This is a genomic window from Acidovorax sp. FW305-C-20-28 (assembly GCF_058783375.1).
In genome coordinates this window covers 101,198-120,783 of the sequence record NZ_JBYSYM010000005.1, presented here as the reverse complement: position 1 = coordinate 120,783, position 19,586 = coordinate 101,198, and the positions used below count along the sequence as shown (strand labels likewise).

Here is a 19,586-nt window from a genome sequence, read left to right as displayed (position 1 = left end):
CGCTGCTGCATATGCGCGTGCCTATAGTGGGTATCAGTGGCTCAATTTGCCCTGCACGCCTTCGACGAGCCAGTTCATCTTGAGGATCTGCTCGTCGCTGAGCACCTGGCCTGCGGCGATGGCCTCGCGGCCCTCGTTGTCGCGCACCGCCACCTTGCCTGCGCGGAAGGGGTGCAACGTGCCTGCACCCACGGCCTTCTGCGCGGCCAGCACCTCCTGCTGCACGGCCTGGGGCACCTTGGGGCCGAAGTCGCCCACGCGGATCAGACCCTCGCGCACGCCACCCCAGAGATTGGCGCTCTTCCAGGTGCCGGCCTGCACGGCGCGCACGCGCTCGGTGTAGTACCTGCCCCACTGGTGGGTGACAGCGACGATCTGCGCGTCGGGCCCCACGCCACGCATGTCGGAATGGTAGGCCACGGCCATCTTGCCGCGCTCCTGCGCGGCGGCCATCACGGCGGTGGAGCCGGTGTGAAAAGCGATCACGTCCACATCCTGGTTGAACAGCACCATGGCGGCATCGCGCTCCTTGGGCGGGTCGAACCAGGCGTTGAGCCAGACCACCTTGACGCTCGCCTTGGGGTTGACCGAGCGCATGCCCAGGGTAAAGGCATTGATGCCCTGCAGCACTTCGGGGATGGGAAAGCCCGCCACGTAGCCGGCCACTCCGCTCTTGCTCATGCGCCCGGCGGCGATGCCGGCCAGGTAGCGGCCCTCGTAGTAGCGTGCGTTGGCGGCCGCCACGTTGGGCGCCGTCTTGTAGCCGGTGATGGACTCGAACTTCACGTTCGGGTAGTCCTGCGCCACCTTGAGCGTGGGCTCCATGTAGCCGAAGCTGGGCGTGAAGATGATCTGGTGCCCGGTGGCCGCCAGGTCGCGGATGACGCGCTCGGCATCGGCGCCCTCGGCCACGTTCTCGACGAAGCTGGTCTTGACGCCCTTGCCCAGGGCGGCCTCCACGGCCTTGCGGCCCTCGTCGTGCTGCTTCGTCCAGCCCGCCTCGGTGATCGGCGAGACATAGACGAAGCCGGCCTTCACGGGCTCGGCGGCTACGGGTTTGGCAGTGGCCTGGGAAAAAGCGGGGGAGATGGAAACGGCGCCGAACAGCGCACTCACACAGACCGCACGCAGTGCGGTGGCGAGGTTTTTATACATGGTAGTCCTCTACATGGTCCCGATGACAGAAAAAGCAAAAGGCTGCCGGGACAGCAGCCTTTGCGGGCGGTATTGTAACCAGTTGCGCGCTTTTGCCGCTCAATGCAGGCGCAAGGTGCCGGATGGCGCGCCCAGGCGGAACGCGCCCACCACATCCGCCAGGCGCGCGGCCTGGTCCTTGAGGCTCTCTGCCGCTGCGGTGGACTCCTCCACCAGGGCGGCGTTCTGCTGCGTCATCTGGTCGAGCTGGTTCACGGCCACATTCACCTGGCCGATGCCCTGGCTCTGCTCCGATGCGGCGGCGCTGATCTCGCCGATGATGTCGGTCACGCGGCGCACGGAGTTCACGATCTCGTCCATGGTGCTGCCCGCGTTCTGCACCAGCGCGGCGCCCGATTCGACCTTCTCGACCGACTGGCCGATCAAGGTCTTGATTTCCTTGGCCGCCTCGGCGCTGCGCTGCGCCAGGCTGCGCACTTCGCTGGCCACCACGGCAAAGCCGCGGCCCTGCTCGCCGGCGCGCGCCGCTTCCACGGCTGCGTTCAGCGCCAGGATGTTGGTCTGGAAAGCAATGCCGTCGATGGTGCCGATGATGTCGCTGATCTTCTTGCTGCTGGCGTTGATCTCGTCCATGGTGCTGACCACCTGGGCCACCACCTCGCCGCCGCGCTGCGCCACCTGGGCGGCCGATGCCGCCATCTGGTTGGCCTGCACGGCGGAATCGGCGCTCTGGCGCACGGTGCTGGTGAGCTCTTCCATGGAAGCGGCGGTCTCCTCCAGGTTGCTGGCGGTCTGCTCGGTGCGCGCGCTCAGGTCCTGGTTGCCGACGGCGATCTGCGCACTGGCCGTGGAGATGCTGTCCACCACGCCGCGCACCTGCTGCAGCGAACCGTGCAGCGCGCCGCGCATGACGTCCAGCGAGCGCAGCAGGTGGCCGGTCTCGTCGTTGGCGTAGCTCGCCTGGGGGGTCCCGGTCAGGTCCATGTTGGCGATGGACTCGGCAATCGCTTCGGCCTTGCGCAGCGGGCGCGTGATGCTGGTGGCCAGCAGCCAGGCCAGCAGGGCGCCGAGCACCAGGGAGACGGCCGTGCACACATAGAGCAGCAGGGTGGTCTGGGAGCGCAGTTCCTCGGCGCGCTTGCCGGCGGCGTCCAGATCGGAGCGCTGGGCGTCGACCAGCTGCTGCACGCCGGCCAGGTAATCGCGCGAGGTGGGCTCGAAACGCTCCGCGAACACCTTGCCGGCATTCTCGGCATCGCCGGCCTGCTTGAACTTGCTCACCTCTTCGCGGGCGGCCAGGTAGGCCTTGCGCAATTCGCCCACCTTGGTGAACAGCGCTTTCTCGGCGGGCGTGTCCATCTTCGACTCGATGAACTTCTGCAGCTCGTTGGTCTGGCTGATCGACGCGGCCGTGGCGGGTGCGAAGTAGGCGATCAGCGAGGCATCGCTGCTCTTGGCAATGGCCGCGGCGCGCTGAACACCTGAGGTGGTGTGGCGCAGCCAGTCGGCACCGGCCCGTTCGACCTGGATGTTGTCGTTGACCATGGTGTCGATCTCGGTGCCGAGCTGGCCCAGGCGGACCACGGCGACGATGGAACTGAGCAGGAACAGGGCAAGGATCACACCGAGCACCAGGGTCAGGCGCTTGCCGATGGACAGCTGATTGAGAAACATGGAGGGGCTCCGGCCAGGAAAGGGCGTGTGGAATGTGCAAAAAAATACGGCCCAAGGGCCGCATTCAGCAATGCCAGCGCCTCACGACAGGAGCCAACAAATGCTTACATAAAGTTGAATTATAGGGTTTACCCTGAATTCTTGCACTGTCCTGGTGCCTGCGCCCCCGGCTCAGTAGTCGTGCTCCATGAAGCGCTCGAAGCGTTCCTTGAGCTTGTGCTCCCACACCCGCTTGTCTGCATTGCCCGCAAAACTGGCTTCGAAGCTGTTGAAGGCCAGTTGGTAGGCATGGCGCACCGTCATGCCGGTGGCGGCGAACACTTGGGTGAAGTTGTCGTTGATGTAGCCGCCGAAATAGGCCGGGTCGTCGGAGTTGACCGTGGCGGCCAGGCCCGCATCGAGCAGCCGGGCCAGGTTGTGGTCGGCCAGGTTGGGGAACACGCACAGCTTCTGGTTGGACAGCGGGCACACGGTGAGTGCGATGCGGTCCTGGGCCAGGCGCTGCATCAGCGCAGCGTCGTGCACGGCCTGCACGCCGTGGTCGATGCGCTCGACCTTGAGCACGTCGAGCGCGCTCCAGATGTAGGCGGGCGGCCCCTCCTCGCCCGCATGGGCCACGAGGTGCAGGCCCAGTTCGCGGCAGCGCGCGAACACGCGCGCGAACTTCTCGGGCGGGTTGCCGACCTCGCTGCTGTCCAGGCCCACGCCGACGATCTTGTCCAGGTAGGGCTGGGCCTGCTCCAGCGTCTCGAAGGCCGACTCCTCGCTCAGGTGGCGCAGAAAACACAGGATCAGCGTGGCGCTGATGCCCAGGTCGGTCTTCGCATCCACGCAGGCACGGTGCAGGCCGTTGACCACCGTCTCCATGGCCACGCCGCGCTCGGTGTGGGTCTGCGGGTCGAAGAACAGCTCGGTGTGCAGCACGTTGTCGGCCGCGGCGCGCACCAGGTAGGCGCGCGCCATGTCGTAGAAATCCTGCTCGTGCAGCAGCACGCTGGCACCCGCGTAGTAGATGTCGAGAAAACTCTGCAGGTTGGTGAAGGCATAGGCGCTGCGCAGCGCCTCCACGCTCGGGTACGGCAGGCTGAGGCCGTTGCGCTGGGCCAGCGCGAAAATCAGCTCGGGTTCGAGCGAGCCCTCGATGTGGATGTGCAGCTCGGCCTTGGGCATGGCGCGCAGCAGCTCGGGGATGCGCTCGGTGGGGATGGGGGGAACCTTGAACATCAGCAAACTCCAAAGGTGATGCCGCCCGTGCGCAGAAAGCGGCGGTAGGCAGATGATGCCTTGTCGGCAGCGGTATGCAACTCGGCGCGCAGGTCCAGCGGCAGGCGCTGGGGCACCTGGGACTCCAGCACGGGCTGGTCCTGCGTGAAGATGGTGTGCTGGAAGGCCTGCAGCTTCTCGTCGGGCGACTCGAAGTCGGCCACGGCCAGGCGGAACCAGACGCGGCTGGTCTCGGGCGTGAGGGGACAGACGAACAGTGCGATGGACTCGCGCCACCCGGCAAGGGCCGTGGTGCCGGCCTCGGGCACCTTGGTCAGGACCGCCGTGTAGGGGCCCGTGACCTCGTAGGTGTACTCGACCTGAGCCGGCGCCATGGAGTGCAGGTTGGACTGCGGCTGCCAGGCCTTGCAACCCGTGGCGCGCAGGCCCGTGGGCGTGGGCTCGACGCGGTAGTCGTCGATGGCCGTGGCCGCGCGCGTGCCCAGCCAGCCGTCGTGCACGAAGCCGAAGTGCGCCATGTCCAGGAAGTTCTCGATGATGCGCGGCGCGCTGGTGGCCACGTCGTAGGGACCGCAGTGGACCTTGCGCAGCCGCTCGTCGCCCTCGGCCTCGAAGGCCGGCAGCGCGGCGTCGCCCGCATCGATCTGCACCCACACCAGGCCGTAGGCCTCCACCACGCCATGGCGCATGGCGCAGTGCGTGGCGGGCGGAGTGAACTGCGGCAGCGCCGGCACATGCACGCAGCGCCCGCCGGACTCGAATTGCCAGCCGTGGTAGGGGCACTCGATGCGGCCACCGTGCACGCGGCCCAGGGACAGGCGCGCACCGCGGTGCGGGCAGCGGTCCGTGAAGGCCTGCACCCGGCCTTCGCCATCGCGCCAGAGCACCAGGGCGTGCTGCAGCAATTGCACGGCCAGGGGCGCCTGTTCCACGGCATGCGCCAGGGCCACCGGGTGCCAGAGGGTGGTTTCGATCATGGGAATGGTTCTTGTGGTCCAGGGCTCGGCACGCAGCCCTTCCAGACATTCTGTACGGCCCCAACGAAAAAGGGAACGTGCCGCGCACGTTCCCTTTTCGGGATCGGGCCGCCAAGGCCCGATCAATGGGGCTTACTTCTTGTCGCCGCCAGGGATCTTGCCTTCCACGCCCTTGACGTAGAAGTTCACGCCGCTCAGGAACTTGTCGTCGGCCACGGTGTCCTTGGCCACCACTTCCTTGCCGTCCTGGCCCACGATCGGGCCCTTCCAGATCTGGAAGCTGCCGTCGGCCAGGCCCTTCTTGACGGCTTCGACCTTGGCCTTGGTGTCGGCAGGCACGTCTTCGGCGATGGAGACGATGTCGATCGCGCCTTCCTTCACACCCCACCAGCTCTGGCCCGCGGACCACGAACCGTCCAGTGCGTCCTTGGTGGCCTTGATGTAGTACGGGCCCCAGTTGATGATGGCCGATGCCAGGTGGGCCTTGGGACCGTAGGCGGTCATGTCGCTGTCCCAGCCGAAGGCGCGCTTGCCCTTTTCCTGGGCGGTCTTGAGCACGGCGGGCGAGTCGGTGTTCTGGAACAGCACGTCGGCGCCGCCGTTGATCAGCGAGGTTGCGGCTTCGGTTTCCTTGGGTGGGCTGAACCATTCGTTGACCCAGACCACCTTGGTCTTGATCTTGGGGTTGACCGACTGCGCGCCCAGCGTGAAGCTGTTGATGTTGCGGATCACTTCGGGGATCGGCACCGAGCCCACCACGCCCAGCGTGTTGCTCTTGGTCATGGCACCGGCGATCACGCCCGCCATGTAGGCACCTTCGTAGGTGCGGCTGTCGTAGGTGCGCACGTTGTCGCCGGACTTGTAGCCCGTGGCGTGCTCGAACTTCACGTCCTTGAAGTCGGGGGCGATCTTCTGAATGGACTCCATGTAGCCGAAGGTGGTGCCGAAGATCAGCTTGTTGCCCTGGCCGGCCAGGTCGCGCAGCACGCGCTCGGCGTCGGCCGACTCGGGCACGCTTTCGACGAAGCTGGTCACGACCTTGTCGCCGAATTCCTTCTCGATGGCCTTGCGGCCGTTGTCGTGCGCAAACGACCAGCCGCCATCGCCCACCGGGCCGACGTAGGCAAACGCGATCTTCAGCGGCTCTGGCTTGGGCGCGGGGGCCGATGCCACGGGCGCAGGGGCTGGCGCGGCAGCAGGTGCCGGTGCCGGCTCTTCCTTCTTGCCACAGCCCGCCAGCGCGGCGGCCGCAACGGCGGACAGCGCGGCCATCTTGAGCATGGAGCGTTTCTGCAGATCAGTCATGTCGGTTCCTTATAAGAAGAAGGAGGTTTGCAAGGTTGGGGACGAAAACAGCGATTATGGGGCGATCTACCGCGCAGTAACCACAGGTTTTTGGGGGAGGAGGGCGCCGTTTCGCCTGCAGGCCCGGGTGGATGCAAGATCCAAGCCGGGCTGGCAGCCGGGGCCCACGCCCCATTGGCCTCACGAGCCCGGGTAGAACGGCTTGCCCAGCGAGGCCGGCATGTTGATGCGGATCCAGGTCGGGTTGCGCGAGATCAGAGCCAGCACCACGATGGTGGCCACATAGGGCAGCATGCTCAAGAGCTGGCTGGCGACCTGCACGCCCGTGGCCTGCAGGTGGAACTGCAGCATGGTCACGCCGCCGAACAGGTAGGCCCCGAGCAGCACCCGCGCCGGGCGCCAGGTGGCGAAGGTGGTGAGCGCCAGCGCGATCCAGCCGCGGCCGGCGACCATGCCCTCGACCCACAGCGGCGTGTAGACCGTGGAGATGTAGGCGCCCGAGAGGCCGCACAGCGCGCCACCGACGACCACGGCCGCAAGGCGGATGCGGCGCACCGGGTAGCCCAGGGCATGGGCCGACTCGGGCGACTCGCCCACCGAGCGCAGCACCAGGCCCACGCGCGAGCGGTACAGGAACCAGATCAGCGCAGCCACCAGCACCATGGTCAGGTAGACCACCGGATGCTGCTGGAACAACGCGGGCCCGAGCAGGGGGATGTCCGAGAGGCCGGGGATGGCGTACTTGGTGGTCTCGGGCAGCTTGGCCTGCACGTAGCTGATGCCGGCAAAGGCCGAGAAGCCCACGCCGAACAGGCTCAGCGCCAGGCCCGTGGCGTACTGGTTGGTGTTGAGCCAGATCACCAGCACGCCGAAGATGGCGGCCAGCAGCGCACCGGCGGCCATGCCGGCGGCAAAGCCGAGCCAGGTGTTGCCGGTGTGCACCACGGTGGCGAAGCCCGCGATGGCGGCGCACAGCATCATGCCTTCGGCACCGAGGTTGACGATGCCGGACTTCTCGTTGATCAAGAGGCCCAGGGCCGCGATGGCCAGGACGGTGCCCGCGCTCAGCGTGGAGCCCAGGAGCAGTGCATAGGATTCCATGTCTCAAGCCTCCTTCCGGGCCGGGAAATTGATGGTCGTCGGAACGTGGCTCATGCCGCCACCCCCTTCGCACCCACCCAGCGCACGCGGTAGGCGATCAGCGTATCGCAGGCCAGCAGCGTGAACAGCAGCAGGCCCTGGAACACGCCGGTGAGCGACTTGGGCAGGCCCAGGCGCGACTGCGCGAGCTCGCCGCCGATGTAGAACATGCTCATGAGGATGGCCGAGAGGATCATGCCCACCGGGTGCAGCCGCCCGACGAAGGCGACGATGATGGCCGCGAAGCCATAGCCCGCCGGCACGTAGGGCGTGAGCTGGCCGATGGGGCCCGCCACTTCGAGCGCCCCGGCCAGGCCGGCAGCCCCACCGGAGATGAGCAATGCCACCCACAGCGCGCGGCGCGACGAGAAGCCGGCATAGCGCGCCGCCGCCGGTGCCAGGCCGCCCACCTGCTGGGCAAAGCCGGCCCGCGTGCGGAACAGGAAGACCCAGAGCGCCGCCGCGCCGGCCAGGGCCAGCAGCAGGCCGATGGACACGCGCGAGCCCTGCATCAGGCGCGGGATCTGGGTCACGCGCTCGAAGGTCTTGGTCTGCGGGAAGTTGTAGCCCATGGGGTCCTTCCAGGGGCCGTAGACCAGGTAGCCCAGCACCAGCGTGGCCACGTAGACCAGCATCAGGCTGACCAGGATCTCATTGGCGTTGAACTTGTCGCGCAAGAGCGCGGTGAGCCCGGCCCAGGCCATGCCGCCGAGCACGCCGGCCACGAGAATGGCCGGCACGATCCAGGGGCCGGTGGTCTTGTCGGCCATGAGGGCCACGCCACCGGCGACCACGGCGCCAATGACGAACTGCCCCTCGGCACCGATGTTCCAGACATTGGAGCGAAAGCACACGGCCAGGCCGAGCGCGATCAGCAGCAGCGGCGTGGCCTTGACCATGAGTTCGCCGATGGCGTAGGGCGTCTTGATCGGCTCCCAGAAGAAGATCTGCAGTGCCCGCACGGGGTCCTTGCCCAGGGCCGCGAACAGGATGATGCCGATGAGCACGGTGAAGGCCAGCGCCAGCAGCGGCGAGCCGAAGGTCCACAGCCGCGAGGCCTGGGGACGGGGTTCGAGCTTAAGCATGCTGCAGCCCCCCCACGACCGACGCCCTGTGCGCCTGGGCCAGATGGGCCTGCACGTCGGCATGCCACAGGCCGCTCATCCATTCGCCGATGCGTTCCACGGTGGCCTCGGCGCGCGGCACCGAAGGCGACAGGTGGCCCTTGGCCACCACGTGCAGCCGGTCACAGATCTCAAACAATTCGTCCAGCTCCTCACTGACCACGAGCACGGCACAGCCCGCATCGCGCAGTGCCAGGATGGAGCCCCGGATCTGCGCGGCCGCGCCCACGTCCACACCCCAGGTGGGTTGCGAGACGATAAGCAGGCTGGGCTTGGCATCGATCTCGCGGCCCACGATGAATTTCTGCAGGTTGCCGCCCGACAGCGACTTGGCCGCCGAGTGCGGACCGCCCGCCTTGACATTGAAGCGCTCGATGATGGCGCGTGCATGCGCCTCGAGCGCACCCACCTTGATCCAGCCGCCGCCGGACACCGAGTTGGTGCGCGTGAGCAGCAGGTTGTGCGCCAGGCCCATGGTGGGCACGGCGCCGCGGCCCAGGCGCTCTTCGGGCACGAAGTGCAGGCCCAGGGCACGGCGGCGGTTCGGGCCCATGCGGCCCGCGTTCTGCCCCGCCACCTGGATGCTCGCAGCCTCGGCGCGCTGGTCCTCGCCCGACAGGGCGTAGAGCAGCTCCTTTTGCCCGTTGCCCGAGACACCGGCAATGCCGACCACCTCGCCGGCCTTGACCTCGAAGGACAGGTCCACCAGGTCCACGCCGAACTGGTCGGCGCGCGGCAGCGACAGGCCCTGCACGCGCAGGACGGTGGCGCCGGTCTGCACCTCACGGTGTTCCAGGGCCGGCGGCTCGGCACCGATCATCAGGCGCGAGAGCGAGGCATTGGTTTCCTCGGCCGGGTTGCACACGCCCGTGACCTTGCCGCCGCGCAGCACGGTGCAGGCGGTGCACAGTGCACGGATCTCGTGCAGCTTGTGGCTGATGTAGAGGATGCTGCAGCCTTCGGAGGCGAGCTGGCGCAGCACCACGAAGAGCTTTTCCACCGCCTGGGGCGTGAGCACCGAGGTGGGCTCATCGAGGATCAGCACCTTGGGGTTGGTGAGCAGCGCGCGGATGATTTCCACGCGCTGCATCTCGCCCACGCTCAGCGTGTGCACGGGGCGCAGCGGGTCGATGTCGAGGCCGTATTCGGTGGCCTTGGCGGTGATGCGCTGCGTGACCTGGGCCAGGTCCTGGCTCTTGTCCAGGCCCAGCCAGACGTTCTCGGCCACCGTGAGGGTGTCGAACAGGCTGAAGTGCTGGAACACCATGGCAATGCCCAGGGCCCGCGCCTCCTGCGGGTTGCGCACCTGCACGGCCTGGCCGTTGAAGTGCACGCTGCCCTCGTCGGGTTTGACCGAGCCGTAGATGATCTTCATCAGCGTGGACTTGCCGGCGCCGTTTTCGCCCAGCACGGCATGGATCTCACCGGGCCGCACCGTGAGCGAGACACCGCTGTTGGCCACCACGGCAGGATAGCGCTTGGTGATGCCCGTGAGCTGCAGCCGGGGCGCCAGGCCCGGGGCATGGGGAAGAGGTGGTGAACTCATGCGGTGGATTGTCTCTCAGTTTGGTGGGTCGTTATGGTGTTGAAACTGCCTGCCATCGCTTGATCTGCATACCCGTCAAGCTATTCTTTTCGTAGCGACGCAGCCACGCCCTTCACGCATTCGCGCAACCACACGGCTGCGGCGGAATGGTGGGTGCGGGCATGCCACAGCTGGTAGTACATGAGGCGCGGAAATTCGATGGGGCTTGGCAGGATGGCCAGCGGCAGGTGGCCGAGGTAGCGCTCGCAGAACTGCCGCCCCGTGGTCATGACAAGCAAGCTCGATGCCACGATGGGCGGGATGGCGCTGAAATGCGCGCAGCGCGCCGTGATGTTGCGCGCCAGGCCCAGGCCGTCGAGGTGCACGTCGATCACGCCGCGCGCGCCGGGGTGGGTGGGCGTGGGCGCGATGTGCTCGGCGGCCAGCCAGCTGTCGGCGTCCCAGCCGCGGCGCACGGCCGGGTGGTCGCGGCTGACCAGGCACACCGCCTCGTCGCCGAACAGGCGGCCCATGTGCAGGTCGTCCGGGGGCTGGGGCCAGTTGCCGATGACCACGTCCACATCGCCCTGCGCCAGGTGGGCGTGGTAGTGCGTGTCGCCCGACAGGGGCAGGATCTCGATGGGGCACAGCGGGGCCTCGACCTTGATGCGCGCCACGAGCTGGGGCAGGAACAGCGGGTCCAGGTAGTCGCTGGCGGCCACGCGGAAGGTGCGGGTGGCGGTGCGCGGATCGAAGCCGCGCGCATCGGAGAACAGGGCCTCGGCCGACCGCAGGATGGCGCCCGCAGGCTCCACCATGCGCAGCGCCGCGTCGGTGGGCATCATGCTGGCGCCCGAGCGCACCAGCAGCGGATCGCCCGCCAGGTCGCGCAGCCGCTTGAGCGCGGCCGACACCGCCGGCTGGTGCATTCCCAGACGGACGGCTGCCCTCGATACGCTGCGTTCAGTCAACACGGTGTGCAAGACCCTTATGAGATGGAGGTCTATCTTGTCGAAAAGGGCGTGGTCTCGCATACAGGGGCCTGCATTCTTGTCATACGCCATCACGTATGCCGCGGTGCGCAAGGGATGCGCTGCGCTGCCTGGTGGGGGCCGTGGGGCGTTGTGGGGTGGGGAAAAAAGTGTCGGCGCACTGTACACCGCGCACCTGCTGCGCCGTGCCCCTGGAAATCCCTGTGCGGCCGCGCGCGACCCGGGTCAGGCGCCGCGCAATGCGGCCGCAGCTTCGTCGCGCAGCAGGCCGCCTTGCACGGCCACCGGGGGGCGCGCCTGCGCCAGCAGCTCGGCGCAGGGCGTGGCCAGCTGCGGGCCGCCCAGGGCCTGCGCGATATCGTCCTGGCTGGCCGCATAGACCACACGCGCAATGCCGGCCCAGAACATGGCCCCCGCGCACATGGCGCAGGGCTCGCCGCTGGCGAACACGGTGGCGCCACGCAGGGCCTCGGGGCCGAGCGCGGCCGAGGCCTCGCGCACCAGCACCAGTTCGGCGTGGGCCGTGCAATCACGCGTGGTGTTCTGCTGGTTGCGCGCGGTGAACAGCAGCCCACCGGTGCGCGAGGCCAGCGTGGCGCCAAAGGGGTTGTCGCCCGCGGCCAGTGCCTGGCGCGAAGCCGCGATGGCCTGCCGCATCGCGGCCTGGTCCCGTGCGCTGAAGGCGGGGCTGTCCATGGCGTTCAGATCTCGTCGATGGCCGTGCTGCGCGCCTGGGCGGGTTCGTCCGCGCCGATGGCAAAGCGCTCGCCCGTCTTCACGTAGAAGCTGGCACCAAAACGCCCCACGGGGTGGAAGTCCTGCAGGCGCACGCGCCAGCGCTCGGTGTCCACCAGGCCGTCGCGCACAGCGAGCCACTGCACGCGGCCGATGAAGACGTAGCGGCTGGCGGTCTCCAGCGTTTCGTGCAGCACGCATTCGAAGGCCACGGGCGCCTCGGCGATGCGCGGCGGCGCCACGCTGCGCGAGGGCACGGGCGTGAGGCCGGCGTGCGCGAGCTCGCTCTCGTCCGGCGGCAGGCTGTCGCCGCAGGCATGCATCTGCGCGGCCATGGCCTCGTCGGTGATGTGCACCACGAATTCGCCCGTGCGCAGGATGTTGGCCGCCGTGTCCTTGAGCAGGCCGTCCTTCAGGCGGTTGATGCTGACCATGACCACGGGCGGGTCTTCGCCCAGCATGTTGAACATGCTGAAGGGGGCCGCATTGACGGTGCCGTCCTCGCCCAGCGTGGTGATCAGCGCGATGGGGCGCGGCACGATCAGGCTGGCCATGAGCTTGTAGCGCTGGTAGGCGTCCAGCTGTGCGAAATCGATGTCCATGGCCCGCCAATCAAAAAATCGTATACGAAATTTTATCAGATTTCCTATTAATTCATCCCAACCTAATAAAACGTATACGATTTCAAGAAGCCACCGGAACCTCTTCTGCAGGCAGGCGCAACCGTGCCTCCAGCGCCAGCAGATGGCGCTCCATGGCACCCGCTGCTGCTTCGCCATCGCGCAGCGCCAGCCACTCGACCAGCTGTTCGTGCTCCTCGTGCTCGCAGGTGGCTTCGCCGGGCACCTCGTACAGCGCAACGATCAGCGAGCAGCGCGTCATCAGCTCGCTCAGGATGCGCTGCAGTTCGGCATTGCCCGACAGCTCGGCCAGCGCGAGGTGAAAGCCTCCGGCTAGTGCCACCCAGCGCGCATGGTCCTGCTGGTGCAGGGCCTCGTGCTCGGCGCGCAGGCGCTGGGTGAGGCGCTGCACCTCGCCATGGGTGATGCGCGCAGCCACCATGCGCACGATGCCGGCCTCGACCACGCGGCGGGCGGCGAAGATCTCGCGCGTCTCCTTCGGCCCGGGCCGGGCCACGGTCGCCCCCTTGTTGGGCACGATGTCGAGGATGCGCAACTCGGCCAGCCGGTGCAGGGCCTGGCGCACCACGGTGCGGCTCACGCCGAAGCGCTCGCACAGTGCGGGCTCGCCCAGGCGCTCGCCGGGGCGCAGCTGGCCATGCATGACGGCATCGAGCACGGCCTCGTAGACCGGCTGGTCCAGGGTGGCGGCAGGCACGGCCTTTGCAGTGGCGGTTTTGCGGGGGATCGTGGCGGCAGGCATGGACGGTTGCAGGCGGGACAAAACGGTGAACAATGGTGCAGCGGCAGTGTATCCAGCAGAGGCCGAGCCGGGCCGCCCCATAGCGCGGCAGGCATCCCCGTTATACGCTCCGGCATATGCGTTCTCTCGCAGGCGCGCATACGCTCTGGTTTCGAATATTTGCCCGTTTTGAGCACCCCACGCATGACGATGACCGACCAACCTCTCCGCTTCATCCGCCGCGGCCAGCCCATGGCGCTGCACGACGTACCGCCCGACCGCACGCTGCTCGAAGTGCTGCGCGAGGACCTGGGCTGCACGGGTACCAAGGAGGGCTGCGGCGAGGGCGACTGCGGCGCCTGCACGGTGGTGCTGGGCGAGGAGCGCGGCGGCAAGCTGCACTACAGCGCCGTGAACAGCTGCATCCGCCTGGCCCACTCGGTGGACGGCATGGCGCTGTGGACCGTGGAAGACCTGGCCGAAGACCCGCTGATCCGCCCCGCCAGCCCGGCCCCGGCGGCCGAGAAAACCATCACCCTGCACCCCGCGCAGGAGGCCATGGTGCAGTGCCACGGCTCGCAGTGCGGTTTTTGCACACCGGGCTTCGTGATGAGCCTGTTCGGCATGTACCAGAACCATGTGTGCCAGGGCCAGCCCATCACGCGCGAACTGGCGCAGGAAGAACTCTCGGGCAACCTGTGCCGCTGCACAGGCTACCGCCCCATCCTCGACGCGGCCCAGCAGATGGCGGCCCTGCCCGCCATGGCGGTGGACGAGGCGCAGTTGCTCAGCCAGTTGGCACAGCTGCAGCCCCCTGCGATTGCCGGCACGGCCTACCTGGCCCCCACCACCCTGCCCGCCCTGCTGGCTGCGCGCGCGGAGCACCCCGGCGCCCAGGTGGTGGCCGGTTGCACCGATGTGGGGCTGTGGGTCACCAAGATGCACAAGCAGTACGCGCAGGTGCTGGACGTGACGCGTGCGGCCGAGCTGCTGCAGCTCGGGGAGGACGCGCACCAGATCACCATCGGCGCCGCCGTGTCGCTGACCGATGCCTTTGCCGCGCTCGTGCGCCAGTGGCCGCAACTGCACAGCTTTTCCACCCGCTTTGCCGGGCTGCCGGTGCGCAACTCGGGCACGCTGGGCGGCAATGTGGCCAATGGCTCGCCCATCGGCGATTCCATGCCGCTGCTGATCGCGCTGCGTGCGCAGATCGTGCTGGCCAGCGTGCGTGGCGAGCGCACGCTGCCACTTGAAGACCTGTACACCGGCTACCGCCAGAACGTGATGGCGTCCGACGAGCTGCTGGTGCGCATCATCGTACCCCGCCCCGGGGTGACCGAGGCCCTGCGGGCCTACAAGATCTCCAAGCGCTTCGACGACGACATCTCGGCCGTGTGCCTGGTGGTGAACCTCGACATGGAAGGCGGCGTGGTGCGCCGCGCCAGCATCGGTGCGGGCGGCGTGGCCGCCACACCGGCACGTGCGCGGCACACAGAAGCCGCCCTCACCGGCCAGCCCTGGTCGGCCGAGACGGTGCGCAAGGCGGCTGACGCCTTGCAGGCCGAGTTCAGTCCCATTTCCGACATGCGCGCCAGCGGCGCCTACCGCCGCACCGTGCTGGCCAGCCTGCTGCAGCGCTTCTGGCTCGAAAGCCAGGGCCAGGAGGCGGTGAGCGTGGAGAATTTTCGACTGGAGGCTGCGGTATGAACCAGCGTGACCCCCTTTCCCTGAGCCGCGACGCCGTGGACGACCCGGTGGTGGTGGAGGCCAATGCCCAGGCCGCCGAGCCCCAGGCAGCGCCCGCAGCACCGCCCGCCGAGCTGCGTGCCATGGGGCGCTCCCACATCCATGAAAGCGCACGCGCCCAGGTGGCCGGCGCAGCAAGCTACATCGACGACCTGCCCGAGATCAAGGGCACGCTGTACGCGGCGCCCATTCTCTCCACCGTGGCGCACGGCCGCCTGAACGGCGTGGACGCGAGTGCCGCCCTGGCCCTGCCCGGCGTGCGCGGCGTGGTGCTGGCGGCCGATGTGCCGGGGGACAAGATGCTGGCGGCCTTTGCGCACGACGAGCCGGTGTTCGCCCTGGACACGGTGCAGCACATCGGTCAGGTGATCGGCCTGGTGGTGGCCGACACGGTGATGCAGGCGCGCCGCGCGGTGCGCGCCGTGAAGCTCGACATCACCCCCCTGCCCGCCATCCTCTCGGTGCAGGCCGCACTGGAGGCGCAGAACTATGTGCTGCCCCCGGTGTTCGTGCGCCGTGGCGATGCGGCGGCCGGTCTGGCAGCCTCGCAGCACCGGCTGGAAGGCAGCTTCGAAGTCGGCGGGCAGGAGCATTTCTACCTCGAAGGCCAGATCGCCTACGCCATGCCGCTGGAGCAGAAGCAATGGTGGGTGTACTCCAGCACCCAGCACCCCGGCGAGGTACAGCACTGGGTGGCGCACGCCCTGGGCATCGACAACCACGCGGTGCGCGTGGAGTGCCGGCGCATGGGCGGGGGCTTTGGCGGCAAGGAGACGCAGGCCGGCCACCTGGCCGTGTGGGCCGCCGTGGCCGCGCACAAGCTGGGCCGGCCCATCAAGCTGCGCCTGGACCGCGACGAGGACTTCATGGTCACCGGCAAGCGCCACCCGTTCGCCTACCGTTACGACGTGGGCTTCGACACGACGGGCCGCATCACCGGGCTGAACCTGCACATGGCGGCCAACTGCGGCTTCTCGGCCGACCTGTCGGGCCCCGTGGCCGACCGGGCCGTGTTCCACAGCGACAACGCCTACTACCTGAGCGACGTGGAGATCGCCTCCTACCGCTGCAAGACCAACACCCAGAGCCATACGGCCTTCCGCGGCTTCGGCGGGCCGCAGGGCGTGGTGGTGATCGAGGCCATCCTGGGCGACATCGCGCGCGCCCTGGGCCTGGACGCGCAGGACGTGCGCCTGCGCAACCTCTACGGCCGCGATGCGGGCGAAGGCCGCAACGTCACGCACTACCAGATGACGGTGGAGGACAACATCCTGCACGAGCTCATGCCCCAGCTGGAGCGCGATGCCAACTACCGCAAGCGCCAGGCCGCCATCGCGGCGTGGAACGCCACCAGCCCCGTGCTCAAGCGCGGCCTGGCGATCACGCCGGTGAAGTTCGGCATCAGCTTCACGGCCACCCTGTTCAACCAGGCCGGCGCGCTGGTGCATGTGTACACCGACGGCAGCGTGCAGGTGAACCATGGCGGCACCGAAATGGGCCAGGGCCTGCACACCAAGGTGGCGCAGATCGTGGCCGACGAGCTGGGCGTGCCGCTGCACCGCGTGCTGGTCACGGCCAGCGACACCAGCAAGGTGCCCAACGCCAGCGCCACCGCCGCATCGAGCGGTACCGACCTGAACGGCCGCGCCGCCCAGTTCGCGGCACGCCATGTGCGCGACAACCTGGCGGCGTACGTCTGCGGGCTGGATGGCTGCGGCGCGGGCGCGATCCGGTTCGTGGGCGGCCAGGTGATCTCGCCCAAGCAGGTGCGCGCCTTCGACGACGTGGTCAAGGAGGCGTATGCCAACCGCATCCAGCTGTGGAGCGACGGCTTCTACCGCACGCCCAAGATCCACTACGACAAGATCACCCTCACGGGCCGGCCGTTCTACTACTTCTCGTACGGTGCGGCCTGCTCCGAGGTGGTGGTCGACACGCTGACCGGCGAGAACCGCGTGATCGCCGTGGACATCCTGCACGACGTGGGCCACAGCATCAACCCGGCCATCGACATCGGCCAGATCGAGGGCGGCTTCGTGCAAGGCATGGGCTGGCTCACCACCGAGCAGCTGGTGTGGAACGACAAGGGCTACCTGGCCACCCACGCACCCAGCACCTACAAGATCCCGGCCACGGGCGACATCCCCGCGCATTTCCGCGTGGACCTGTGGCCCGAGGCCAACCGCGAGGACAACGTGGGCGGCAGCAAGGCCGTGGGCGAACCGCCGTTCATGCTGGCCATCAGCGTCTACGAGGCCCTGCGCAATGCCGTGGCCGCAGGGCGTGGTGCGGGCGAGGACAGCCTGGCCCCCGTGCGCCTGACGGCCCCCGCCACGGCCGAGAACGTGCTGCGTGCACTGGGCCGTATCAACGACTGAGGGCCTTCAATACGGGCCTAGAGCCATGCGACCGGATGAAGTCATGTCGCGCGCATGCCGGGTCTCCACCCGGTTGCGCCCGGCGCGCTTGGCGTCGTAGCAGGCCATGTCGGCCGCATACAGCACCGAGGCCACGTCGTGCAGGTGTGCATCGAGCACCACCAGGCCGATGCTCACGCCCAAGGTGAAGCTGCGCCCCTGGTAGGACGGCTCCCAGGCCTGCACCGTGGCGCGCAGCTGCTCGGCCACGGCCTGGCCGCGTGCCAGCGTGCAGCCGGGCAGCACCACGGCGAACTCGTCGCCCCCCAGGCGCGCAGACCAGCCGACCTGGCGCACCTGGGTCTCGATGAGCCGGGCCACATGGCGCAGCACGTCGTCGCCCGCATCGTGGCCGGCCACGTCGTTGACCAGCGTGAAATGGTCGAGGTCGAGGAACAGCACCACGCCATCCTCGCCCGCGTCCGCCTCGCCCGAGTCGCCCGCGCTGGCCGGACCGCGCGCACGCGTGGAGCGCTCGGCCAGCAGCAGGGCCAGGCGGTGCTCGAAGGCCGAGCGGTTGTGCAGTTGGGTGAGTGCATCGTGCGTGAGCTCCCAGGCCTGCTGGTACTGTGCAGCCCGGGCGGCGGTGATGTCCTCCAGCATCCAGACGGTGCTGGCACCCAGCGCCTCCGAGCGCACCGTGCGCCCCTGCACGCGAGCCCAGACGGGGCTGCCGTCCTTGCGCACAAAGCACACATCCCCGTCGAAGGCGCCATGCGCGGCGAAGGCCGCCTGCACGCGCTCGCCCAGGCGGGCGTAGTCCGCGTCCGATCCGTAGAGCGCGCGTGCGGGCCGGCCCTGCAGCTCGCCGTCGGCATAGCCGAGCATGAGGCTGGCCTGCCGCCCCACTACCTCCAGGACGCCGTGGCGCGTGATGACGATGCCCACCGAGGAATGTTCCAGGATGGCTTCGAACTGCCCGCCCACCAGGGTGTGCAGGTGGTCGCGCTGCTGCTTTTGCTGCGCCAGGCCATCGAACACCCGCACCAGGGTGTCCACCTCGCCCCGGCTGACGGGCCACTCCACCACGGCCCGGGCATCGCGGCGCAGCAGCTGCAGTGCGCTGCGGCACAGCTGGGCCAGAGGCTGGGCCATCCACACCATCACGGAGGCCAGCAGCAGCACGCCCAGCGCGATCACCGCCGCAGCCAGCCACCAGGCCTCGCGCTGGGCCCCCTGCAGCGGCGCCAGCAGGGCCTGTGAATTGCTCACGCGCGCCACGAACCACTGCGGCAGCGGCATGCCTGCCACGCTCACGATGTGGTCGGGCAGCACTTCGGTCGATCCGCGCCCGACCACGGGCTGCGCCCGGCGCAGCCAGTCCGCGAAGACGGGCGCCAGCCCCGGCTCGTCGCGCACCTGGCCCATGATGCGCGCCGGATCGGTGTGCGAGAGGATGGTGCCATCGCGCGTGAAGACCACCAGGCGCGAGTCCTCGCGCGCGGGCAGCGCCATGGATTGCGGCAGCAGGCCCTGCGACTGCAGCTTGAGCGCGCCGGCTACTACGCCCAGCACGGTGCCTTCTTCGCTGTGCAAGGGCAGCGTGAACATGATGCGGGCATCGCTGGTGCGCCCGGCGATCAGTTCGGAGACGACCGGCTTGCCATCGATCAGGGTACGGCGCAGTGCATCGCGCTCCGCCGGGTCCAGGTCGGAGGCCTTGGCCAACTGGCCCGCGCGGATGTTGAGCTTGAGCTCGCCATCCTTGCGCACCACCTGCAAGGCATCGAAGAAGCCGGCCGCGGGCAGGCCCTGGCGCAGCATCCAGTCCAGCGAGGCCGGTGCATCCAGCATGCCCGGCGTGATGCCCTGGGCCACCGTGCGCAGCACCTTCTGGCTCTGCTCGATCTTGCTGGCCAAAAGCCGCGCCACGACCTCGACCTCGTCGGTCTGCTGACCCACCACCCGGCGCATGGCCTCCTGCCCTGCCGCGCGCGAAACCAGCCACACCGATGCCGCACTCGCCAGCACCACCACCAGCGCAGCCACCGCCATCAGCCGCAGCACCAGCGAACCTGGCATGTTCCAGGCAGGCGGCTCGGCAGCGGCGACGGGGTTGGCGGGTGGCGTCATGCGCTGTCCCGTGGTGGAGGGCTGCAGGTGTGAACGGCGAACGGGGCGGGCATGGGGCTGTGGGAAACAACAGGCTTTCCCAACAAATATACGCAGCCCCCGCGCGCCCGGGCTTGGGTGGAACCCTCAGGTTCTGC

Annotated in this window: 15 protein-coding genes; 2 read left to right on the top strand and 13 right to left on the bottom strand. The window is 68.5% G+C overall.

Annotation, left to right across the window (positions count from 1 at the left end; all coding sequences use genetic code 11):
* Window positions 1-33: 33 nt before the first annotated feature.
* The 12 genes from AC3WOH_RS08265 to AC3WOH_RS08210 form a co-directional block, all read right to left on the bottom strand.
* A complete protein-coding gene (locus AC3WOH_RS08265) occupies window positions 34-1,155 on the bottom strand; it encodes a BMP family ABC transporter substrate-binding protein (protein WP_492228874.1) in 1,122 nt (373 codons plus the stop codon).
* A gap of 99 nt (window positions 1,156-1,254) precedes the next feature.
* A complete protein-coding gene (locus AC3WOH_RS08260) occupies window positions 1,255-2,829 on the bottom strand; it encodes a methyl-accepting chemotaxis protein (protein ID WP_492228873.1) in 1,575 nt (524 codons plus the stop codon).
* Between the two features lie 171 nt (window positions 2,830-3,000).
* Complete coding sequence (locus AC3WOH_RS08255) at window positions 3,001-4,053, bottom strand: adenosine deaminase (protein ID WP_492228872.1); 1,053 nt, start codon at window positions 4,051-4,053, stop codon at window positions 3,001-3,003.
* Window positions 4,053-5,030: an aromatic ring-hydroxylating dioxygenase subunit alpha gene (locus tag AC3WOH_RS08250; protein ID WP_492228871.1), complete on the bottom strand. Its 978-nt coding sequence runs from the start codon at window positions 5,028-5,030 to the stop codon at window positions 4,053-4,055. Before AC3WOH_RS08250 ends, AC3WOH_RS08255 begins: the two co-directional genes overlap by 1 nt.
* A gap of 132 nt (window positions 5,031-5,162) precedes the next feature.
* On the bottom strand, window positions 5,163-6,335 hold the full coding sequence (locus AC3WOH_RS08245) for a BMP family ABC transporter substrate-binding protein (protein WP_184856839.1): 1,173 nt from the start codon (window positions 6,333-6,335) through the stop codon (window positions 5,163-5,165).
* A 180-nt stretch (window positions 6,336-6,515) separates the two neighbouring features.
* Window positions 6,516-7,436, bottom strand: a complete 921-nt coding sequence (locus AC3WOH_RS08240; RefSeq protein ID WP_492228870.1) for an ABC transporter permease — start codon at window positions 7,434-7,436, stop codon at window positions 6,516-6,518.
* Between the two features lie 50 nt (window positions 7,437-7,486).
* Window positions 7,487-8,560 (bottom strand): ABC transporter permease, encoded by a 1,074-nt coding sequence (locus AC3WOH_RS08235; RefSeq protein ID WP_492228869.1) that lies wholly within the window; start codon window positions 8,558-8,560, stop codon window positions 7,487-7,489.
* A complete protein-coding gene (locus tag AC3WOH_RS08230) occupies window positions 8,553-10,145 on the bottom strand; it encodes an ABC transporter ATP-binding protein (RefSeq protein WP_492228868.1) in 1,593 nt (530 codons plus the stop codon). Before AC3WOH_RS08230 ends, AC3WOH_RS08235 begins: the two co-directional genes overlap by 8 nt.
* Window positions 10,146-10,225: 80 nt before the next feature.
* The gene (locus AC3WOH_RS08225; protein WP_492228867.1) at window positions 10,226-11,158 is read right to left on the bottom strand and encodes a LysR family transcriptional regulator; all 933 of its coding nucleotides are present in this window, start codon (window positions 11,156-11,158) and stop codon (window positions 10,226-10,228) included.
* Between the two features lie 183 nt (window positions 11,159-11,341).
* Complete coding sequence (locus AC3WOH_RS08220) at window positions 11,342-11,812, bottom strand: nucleoside deaminase (RefSeq protein ID WP_492228866.1); 471 nt, start codon at window positions 11,810-11,812, stop codon at window positions 11,342-11,344.
* A gap of 5 nt (window positions 11,813-11,817) precedes the next feature.
* Window positions 11,818-12,453 (bottom strand): flavin reductase family protein, encoded by a 636-nt coding sequence (locus tag AC3WOH_RS08215; protein WP_492228865.1) that lies wholly within the window; start codon window positions 12,451-12,453, stop codon window positions 11,818-11,820.
* An 82-nt stretch (window positions 12,454-12,535) separates the two neighbouring features.
* Window positions 12,536-13,234, bottom strand: coding sequence for a GntR family transcriptional regulator (locus tag AC3WOH_RS08210; protein ID WP_492228864.1), 699 nt, complete (start codon window positions 13,232-13,234; stop codon window positions 12,536-12,538).
* Window positions 13,235-13,423: 189 nt separating this feature from the next.
* On the opposite strand from AC3WOH_RS08210, the gene xdhA reads away from it, so the two are divergent.
* Together xdhA and xdhB are read left to right on the top strand one after the other, a co-directional pair.
* The gene (gene xdhA / locus AC3WOH_RS08205; protein WP_492228863.1) at window positions 13,424-14,920 is read left to right on the top strand and encodes a xanthine dehydrogenase small subunit; all 1,497 of its coding nucleotides are present in this window, start codon (window positions 13,424-13,426) and stop codon (window positions 14,918-14,920) included.
* Entirely contained in the window at window positions 14,917-17,337 is a 2,421-nt protein-coding gene (gene xdhB, locus AC3WOH_RS08200) for a xanthine dehydrogenase molybdopterin binding subunit (protein ID WP_492228862.1), read from the top strand. The genes xdhA and xdhB overlap by 4 nt, the downstream gene beginning before the upstream one ends.
* A gap of 6 nt (window positions 17,338-17,343) precedes the next feature.
* Here the strand turns inward: xdhB and AC3WOH_RS08195 are convergent, their stop codons facing one another.
* Entirely contained in the window at window positions 17,344-19,449 is a 2,106-nt protein-coding gene (locus AC3WOH_RS08195; RefSeq protein ID WP_492228861.1) for a sensor domain-containing diguanylate cyclase, read from the bottom strand.
* Window positions 19,450-19,586 lie beyond the last annotated feature (137 nt).

Coding starts and splice junctions, on each gene's coding strand:
- AC3WOH_RS08265 (WP_492228874.1), bottom strand. CDS start 1,155: ATGTATAAAAACCTCGCCACCGCACTGCGTGCGGTCTGTGTGAGTGCG.
- AC3WOH_RS08260 (WP_492228873.1), bottom strand. CDS start 2,829: ATGTTTCTCAATCAGCTGTCCATCGGCAAGCGCCTGACCCTGGTGCTC.
- AC3WOH_RS08255 (WP_492228872.1), bottom strand. CDS start 4,053: ATGTTCAAGGTTCCCCCCATCCCCACCGAGCGCATCCCCGAGCTGCTG.
- AC3WOH_RS08250 (WP_492228871.1), bottom strand. CDS start 5,030: ATGATCGAAACCACCCTCTGGCACCCGGTGGCCCTGGCGCATGCCGTG.
- AC3WOH_RS08245 (WP_184856839.1), bottom strand. CDS start 6,335: ATGACTGATCTGCAGAAACGCTCCATGCTCAAGATGGCCGCGCTGTCC.
- AC3WOH_RS08240 (WP_492228870.1), bottom strand. CDS start 7,436: ATGGAATCCTATGCACTGCTCCTGGGCTCCACGCTGAGCGCGGGCACC.
- AC3WOH_RS08235 (WP_492228869.1), bottom strand. CDS start 8,560: ATGCTTAAGCTCGAACCCCGTCCCCAGGCCTCGCGGCTGTGGACCTTC.
- AC3WOH_RS08230 (WP_492228868.1), bottom strand. CDS start 10,145: ATGAGTTCACCACCTCTTCCCCATGCCCCGGGCCTGGCGCCCCGGCTG.
- AC3WOH_RS08225 (WP_492228867.1), bottom strand. CDS start 11,158: ATGCGAGACCACGCCCTTTTCGACAAGATAGACCTCCATCTCATAAGG.
- AC3WOH_RS08220 (WP_492228866.1), bottom strand. CDS start 11,812: ATGGACAGCCCCGCCTTCAGCGCACGGGACCAGGCCGCGATGCGGCAG.
- AC3WOH_RS08215 (WP_492228865.1), bottom strand. CDS start 12,453: ATGGACATCGATTTCGCACAGCTGGACGCCTACCAGCGCTACAAGCTC.
- AC3WOH_RS08210 (WP_492228864.1), bottom strand. CDS start 13,234: ATGCCTGCCGCCACGATCCCCCGCAAAACCGCCACTGCAAAGGCCGTG.
- xdhA (WP_492228863.1), top strand. CDS start 13,424: ATGACCGACCAACCTCTCCGCTTCATCCGCCGCGGCCAGCCCATGGCG.
- xdhB (WP_492228862.1), top strand. CDS start 14,917: ATGAACCAGCGTGACCCCCTTTCCCTGAGCCGCGACGCCGTGGACGAC.
- AC3WOH_RS08195 (WP_492228861.1), bottom strand. CDS start 19,449: ATGACGCCACCCGCCAACCCCGTCGCCGCTGCCGAGCCGCCTGCCTGG.